The following is a 6509-nucleotide window of genomic DNA, read 5'->3' on the forward strand; positions in this document are numbered from 1 at the left end:
ACCACCGCCTCCTCCGCCACCACCTCCGCCTGCGCTCAGCAGGCTCTGATTGTAGCGCGGATCGGACTGTTTCATGTAGGTCGGCGAGATGTCGCGGTTGCGCGCGCGACCTGGATCGGTTTGTGGACCAGACTGCCCGCATCCCTCCGTGAAGAGGAAGAAACTGCAGGGTGGAACGACACGCGGCTGAAATGCATGGGCTGCGGTGGTGGTCAGCGCCGTCGTGGCGACGGCCGTGGCCAGCACCGCAGTTGCCGCGAGCGTAGTGGTGGTCGCGACGGTGAATAACGTTGCTGATGACAATCTCGATCGCATCGACATAGGAAATTCCATCCTTCGGTTCGGCGAAACCGGAATGGCCCGCTCGCAAAATTGGACGGGGCCTGATGGAAGTGGGTTCGAGCGGGAAGCCGCAATTTTGCGGTGCGGACACGACAACGTGAAGACGCGAACGGGCGCGCCTTCCGCTGAAAGCTCAGCCTTCGCCGGCAGGTTTGCCTGCGCCTTGCGCGTTCAGGTGCGCTGCTTCAACGCCATGCCCATGCTGATCCAGCTGACGCCGGCGCAGATCAGGTCGACGCTGAGGAAGATGCCGAGCACGTAGAGGCTCGACACCGGCCAGTGCGCCAGGATCATGGCGCCGAGCATGAGCGTGATCAGCCCGGAGATCGCGACCATGCCCCACGGCGCCGCCGAGTTCATACCGAACGCGAGGAAGATCCGCACGATGCCGGAGGCCACCAGCGCGATGCCGAGGAACAGCGTCAGCGTCGCCGCCGCGAGCAGCGGATTCTCGAAGGTGATGAATCCCGCAACGACATAGAGCGCGCCGAGCAGCAGCCAGAACAGGAACTTGCCCCACGTCTTGAACTGGAACGCGTTCACGATCTCGGCTGCGCCCGCGACGATCATCATGGCGCCGACGAACAGCACGCTGACGACGGTCGCGAACAATACGCTGCCGAAGGCGAGCACGCCGGCGATCAGGTAGATCACGCCGAGGGCTGTGATCCAGCCCCACTTCGCGCGAAGGTTGGCAAGCCCGGATCCGAGGCTGTGAGGAGGTGTGGCGGGTGAGCTGGACGTTGTGGACATCGTATCGCTCCCGAATACTTGATCAAACCATGCTACCATAGGTGACCGCGCGGACAAGGGCAGGCGCAAGGTGGCACGAAATGCATGGTGGCACCAAAGGCGCCGCGACACGTTGAATCAATTCGTCCGGCGTGCTGCCGCGCAGCATTGGTTCGACGGCAGCCGGTAGCAGACGACAGACTGTCCGGATTGGACCGCAAACTGTCCGGATCGCGCATCCACAGAGGAGGTCGACATGCCTGCCACTCACGACAAGGACCACGTCTACAAGATCCTCGAACTGGTCGGATCATCGGACAAGAGCATCGAGGCGGCGATCGAGAACGCCGTCACCCGCGCGTCGAAGACGATCCGGGAAATGAAATGGTTCGAGGTGGTGCAGACGCGGGGCCATATCGAGGACGGCAAGGTCCGGCACTACCAGGTGACGCTGCGCGTCGGCTTCACGCTGGAGTAGGCGGCCTCCCGCAACTTGCTGCTGTCCGTTCTTCAGCCTGCAGCAAGTAGAGCGCAGCGAGACCCATCCCATCCTCACCTGTCATCGCCCGGCTCGACCGGGCGATCCAGTACGCCGCGGCCTCTCGGCTCAAGCACAGCCGCCTCTGGAATACTGGATCACCCGCTTTCGCGGGTGATGACGCCGAATGCTTGGTTGTTTGACAGTTGAAGCAGACCCCACCACAAATTCGCGCCCATCCTCCCCTGGAGGGGGAGGATCGGTTCGCATGGAGCGAAGCGCAATGCGGACCGAGGTGGGGTGATCTCTCAACACGGGCACTGTTGGATGCGGAGAGACCGTCACCCACCCCGGCTCGTGTTTCGCTTCGCTCAACGCGATCCGACCCTCCCCCTCCATGGGAGGGTGATCCCCATCACCGTCGCGACAGCGGCGCGGGCGGGGGCGGGGCGGTGGTGCCGGCGGCGAGCGAGCGCTGCACCATCACGGTGTCGGACCAGCGGCCGTAGCGATAGGCGACACCCGGCAAATGGCCGACGCGAGCGAAGCCGAAGCGATCGTGCAGCGCGAGCGAGGCGGCGTTGTCGCTGTCGATGTAGCCGATCATCTGGCGAAAGCCGGCCGCGGCGCAGGTGTCGACCAGCTCCTGCAGCAGCTTGCCGCCGACGCCCTTGCCGGTGAAGCGGTGGTGAATATAGATCGAATGCTTCACGGTGTAGCGATACGCCGGGCGCTTGCGGAACTGGACCACATAGGCGTAGCCGACCACCTCGCCATCGCACACCGCGACCAGGTGCGGCAGGCGGGTGCTGCGCAGGTTCTTGCGGCGGTCGCGCAGATCGTCGGGCTCCGGCGTGCCGCTATCGTCCACGCTCTCCTCGATGCCGTGGCGGATGTGGTGGCGGTAGATCGACAGCATCGCATCGACATCGCTGTCACGGGACGGACGGACGGTGATCTTCTGATCATTCTCCATTGCGTGTAGACCGTTCCCTTATTCGGCGACCACGTAGGTGTAGAAGCGGACGCGGCCGGATTCGTCGATCTCCTTGTAGATGCCCTGCACCTCGACCTCGAAGCCCGGGAACGCGTTGAAGCTCGCCTCGAACATCTTGAGGTAGTCGATCATCGGCTTGCTGCGTTCCGACAACCGCTCGCCCGGCACGATGGTTGCGATGCCGGGCGGGTAGACCACGAACGGCGTCGCAGCGACGCGGCCGAAGATCTGGTCGATCGGCAGGTAGTCGACGTCGTTGCGGATCAGGTATTGCGCGGCCTGGCGCGGCGACATCGCGATCTCGGGCAGATGTTCGGGCAGGAATTGCCTGGCCTGCAGCGTGCTGACGCCGCCATCGCGGAAGAAGCGATGCATGTCGCCGCAGAGGTCGCGCAGCCGCACCCCGCTGTAGCGTTGCGGGCGGCGGCGGAAGAATTCGGGGATGACGTCCTCGATCAGCGCGTTGTCGTCGTGCAGCTTCTTGAAGGCGACGAGACCGGAGACCAGCGTGCCGGCCTTGCTGGCCTCGACGCCGGGCGTCAGCAGGAAGAGCAGGGAGTTGAGGTCGTTCTTCTCGGCGACGATCTGGTTCTCGCGCAGATATTGCGCCACGACGGGGGCGGGGATGCCGTGATCGGCATAGGCACCGGTGGCGTGATCGAAGCCCGGCGTCAGCAGTGTGAGCTTGTTCGGGTCGGTCATCGCAAAGCTTTCCGTCAGCTCGGGGAAGCCGTGCCAGGTTTGGCCCGGGCTGAGCTGCCAGTAGGACGGATTGGTCGCGAGCTGATCGGTCGAGATCGTCTCCCAGGCGACGTTGTGCACGCCGTTCTCGCGCGCGACGTCCGGGATCATGATGCGGTCGGGCACGAACGGCTCGAAGAACCAGCGCCGTTCGGGGCGCGTCTCCTTCTCCTCGAACTCGCGCTTCACCGCGCGGATCTTCTTGCGCAGCTCGATACCGAGCCGGATCGTGTCGTCCCACAGCACTTCGCCGGAGCGGCCCTTCATCATCTGCGCGCCGACATCGAGTGAGGCGAAGATCGGATAGAACGGCGAGGTCGAGGCGTGCTGCATGAAGCTTTCGTTGAAGCGGCGGTGCTCGACCCGGCGCTTCTGGCCCTTGATGTGGCGGTCGCGGATGTGGATCTGCGAAGCCTGCGAGAAGCTCGCGAGCTGCTTGTGGGTCGATTGGGTGGCGATGATGCCGGGTGCCTCGGGGCCGAGATTGGCGAGCCCCATCGCGAAGCGGCCGGCATAAATCGGGTGGAATTTCATGAAGCCGGCCCAGGCCTCGTCGAACAGGATGTAGTCGCAGAGATGGCCGATCCGCTTCAGGATCATCTCGGCGGAGTGGATGGTGCCGTCATAGGTGCACTGCTCGACCACGGCGACGCGGAACGGACGTTCCTTCTTCCAGGCGTTCTCGTCCTTGACCAGCGGATGCTTGCGGATGTGGTCGCGCAGCGTGCCTTCGTCGAGCAGGTCCCAGCGCATCGGGCCGATCAGGCCCCAGGCGTTGCGCACAGTTGGTACATAGACCGGGATGCCGCCGCCGATCAAAAGCGCGCCGTGATGCGCGGCCTTGTGGTTGTTGCGGTCGAACAGCACGAGGTCGCCGTCGGTGACCAGCGAGCCCAGCGCGACCTTGTTCGAGGTCGAGGTGCCGTTGAGCACGAAATAGGTTTTTTCCGCGCCGAAGATCTTCGCCGCTTCCTTCTGCGCCCGCAGCGCCGGCCCCTCATGGGTGAGGAGGTCGCCGAGGTCGAGCACGGAATTGTCGAGGTCGTCGCGGAACACGGCTTCGCCGAGATGCTCGACGAATACCCGGCCGATCGGGCTGCGGCTGTAGAACACGCCGCCATTGTGGCCCGGGCAGGTCCAGAGCTGGTTGCCTTCCTCGGCATAGTCGACCAGCGCGCCGAAGAACGGGGTCTTCAGGTTCTCGGCATATTGCTTCAGCCTGGAGATCAGGTTCTTGGCGATGAAGGGCGGGGTTTCCTCGGACAGGAACACATAGCCGTCGATGAAGTCGAGCACCTCGACCGGGAGGTCCTCGAAGCGCTTGCGGCGGATCAGCAGGATGATCGGGAAGTCGAGGCCGCGCCGGCGCATCAAATTGATCAGCGCCGCGGTCTTGCCCTCAAGCCCCTTCTTGCCCCAGTCGACCACCATGCAGCCGATCGCGGCATCGGTCTGCACCGCGATTTCGGCATCTTCCAGCTTGCGGGCGCGGACCACCTCGAAGCCGGATCGCTCGATTTCGGTGATGATCTGGTTGAATCTGATGCCTTCGAGGTCGTCGGCCTCGAAAACCGGCGCGGCGAACAGGAAGTTGAAGCGTTTGAAATAGTCCATGCGTGTCCCCGAACTGTGCTGGCGCTGACGTGTCGGCACTATTCATGACAAACAGATGACAATGGGGATAGCAGACTATCAAATGCGAATGGAGGGGCGCTTTTCAGCGCACGGCGTGGCCCCTCGGATATTCCAGCTGCACGGCGACAAAGTCCGCCGTGCCTGAGCCGTAGCGTGCCTCGATCCCGGCAAGCGCCTGGTCGAGCGCCTGCGCAGGCGGTGTCGCGCTGACCACGGGCAACAGGCGGTCCGCGGGCCAGCCGGCCGCCACGATTTGCGGATAGATGCGCAGGCCGTTGCGGGTCGTCACGGGAGCGGCGGTCGCGGCGAACGTCGCTGCGTGCGAGCGATAGGTGCGCGACCAGCTGTCCGCCACCAGCGCCAGCGAGACCTCGTCGACACCGGGGACGAGTGCAAGACCAAGCTGCTCCCGGTTCCAGAATGCCAGCGTGTTCCGGATCGCGGTTAGAGCGAAGGGGCGGGTGAACTTGAAGGCGTTGCTGTCATGCCGCGCATCCCAGCCGGGCAGGCCGATCTCGCGGGCGACGGCCTCGGCCTTCTCGCGGCCGGCGATCGCCTCGATCAAGGTAAGCGACATCGGCATCGACGCCGAAATGCCGGTCGTCGTCGCGACGCCGCGGTCGACCACGATGCGGCGGTCGGCGACGTAGCGGATAGCTGGATGATTGTCGCGCCAATTCTTCAGGTAGAACCAGTGCGTGGTCGCGCGCCGTCCGTCGAGCAGACCGGTCGCGGCGACGACCTTGCCGCCGGCGCAGATGCTGACGATCACGGCGCCTTGCTCCGCCTGCCGCCGGATCCATTGCATGACGGCCGGATCGTCGTCGCGGCTCATCGCCGGCACGATGACGTAGTCGGCGCCGTCGGGGTGCGCAGCATCGAATGCCGCAATCGTGGCATCAGGCTCGACCTTCAGCACCGGGAACAGCGTGACCGGACCTGGCCCGGTCGCAAGCGTGACGACATCGGCGATATCGGCACGCTTGAGGATGCCGTAGGGCATCAGATAGTCGGTGGTCTCGGTCATGTCGTTGATGCCGATGATCGCGATCAGCGGGCGGGCGCGCTTCGGCTTGAGCGCCGCGAGCGTGGCGTCGTGTTCCTGCTGCGTGATCGGCGGCTGAACCCGGAACGCCGATGCGGCGGGCAGGGTGAAGAGCCAGATGCCGCCAACTATTGGAACCAGCGCGGCCACGGCGATGCCGCTCCACGCGAGAAGCCGCCAGGTCATGATGATCGATCTCGTATCCGCTTGGGTCGCACGGCGCGGAAACTAGTTGGCGCGCATGCGGATCGGAATGGCGAAATTCCCGCAAAAACGGACACGCGCGTAGCCCGGATGAGCGCGAACGACATCCGGCCCGATGTATCCTTGCATGTCGCTTTCGCCCATGCAGGCGACCAGCGCGTTCAATAGACGAGACTTGTCCCCGGCGGCTTCTCGAGCGCCGCTGCCAGCGAGCGATATTCGTCGCAAGTCGTGCCGCAGATTTCGGCGATCCGGTTCAGATGATACTGGGCGGCATCGCGGTTGCCCTGTTCGATCTGCCAGAGGCCGTAATAGTTCCACGTCAGCACGTGGTT

The 6509-nt window shown here is 64.4% G+C and carries 6 protein-coding genes; 1 reads left to right on the forward strand and 5 read right to left on the reverse strand.

The genetic code is table 11. The annotated features are described in order from the left end of the window. Together QMZ05_RS39970 and QMZ05_RS39975 are read right to left on the reverse strand one after the other, a co-directional pair. The coding region (locus QMZ05_RS39970) for a hypothetical protein (protein ID WP_353705752.1) at positions 1-321 on the reverse strand (321 nt) is incomplete at its 3' end. 192 nt (positions 322-513) lie between these two features. Beyond that, positions 514-1095 carry an HdeD family acid-resistance protein gene (locus tag QMZ05_RS39975; protein ID WP_353705753.1) on the reverse strand — a complete coding sequence of 194 codons (582 nt, stop codon included), beginning with the start codon at positions 1093-1095 and terminating at the stop codon, positions 514-516. A 235-nt stretch (positions 1096-1330) separates the two neighbouring features. Between QMZ05_RS39975 and QMZ05_RS39980 the strand changes: the two genes are divergently transcribed. Then, positions 1331-1552, forward strand: a complete 222-nt coding sequence (locus QMZ05_RS39980) for a dodecin (protein WP_353705754.1) — start codon at positions 1331-1333, stop codon at positions 1550-1552. 415 nt (positions 1553-1967) lie between these two features. Here the strand turns inward: QMZ05_RS39980 and QMZ05_RS39985 are convergent, their stop codons facing one another. From QMZ05_RS39985 to QMZ05_RS39995, 3 genes are all read right to left on the reverse strand, one after another. After that, a complete protein-coding gene (locus QMZ05_RS39985) occupies positions 1968-2528 on the reverse strand; it encodes an N-acetyltransferase family protein (protein WP_353705755.1) in 561 nt (186 codons plus the stop codon). An 18-nt stretch (positions 2529-2546) separates the two neighbouring features. Then, positions 2547-4904, reverse strand: a complete 2358-nt coding sequence (locus QMZ05_RS39990; protein ID WP_353705756.1) for an Orn/Lys/Arg decarboxylase N-terminal domain-containing protein — start codon at positions 4902-4904, stop codon at positions 2547-2549. 103 nt (positions 4905-5007) lie between these two features. After that, positions 5008-6156: a DJ-1/PfpI family protein gene (locus QMZ05_RS39995; protein WP_353705757.1), complete on the reverse strand. Its 1149-nt coding sequence runs from the start codon at positions 6154-6156 to the stop codon at positions 5008-5010. Between the last annotated feature and the right edge of the window lie 353 nt (positions 6157-6509).

The organism is Bradyrhizobium sp. INPA03-11B (genome assembly GCF_040446015.1).
GTDB classification, from domain to species: domain Bacteria; phylum Pseudomonadota; class Alphaproteobacteria; order Rhizobiales; family Xanthobacteraceae; genus Bradyrhizobium; species Bradyrhizobium macuxiense_A.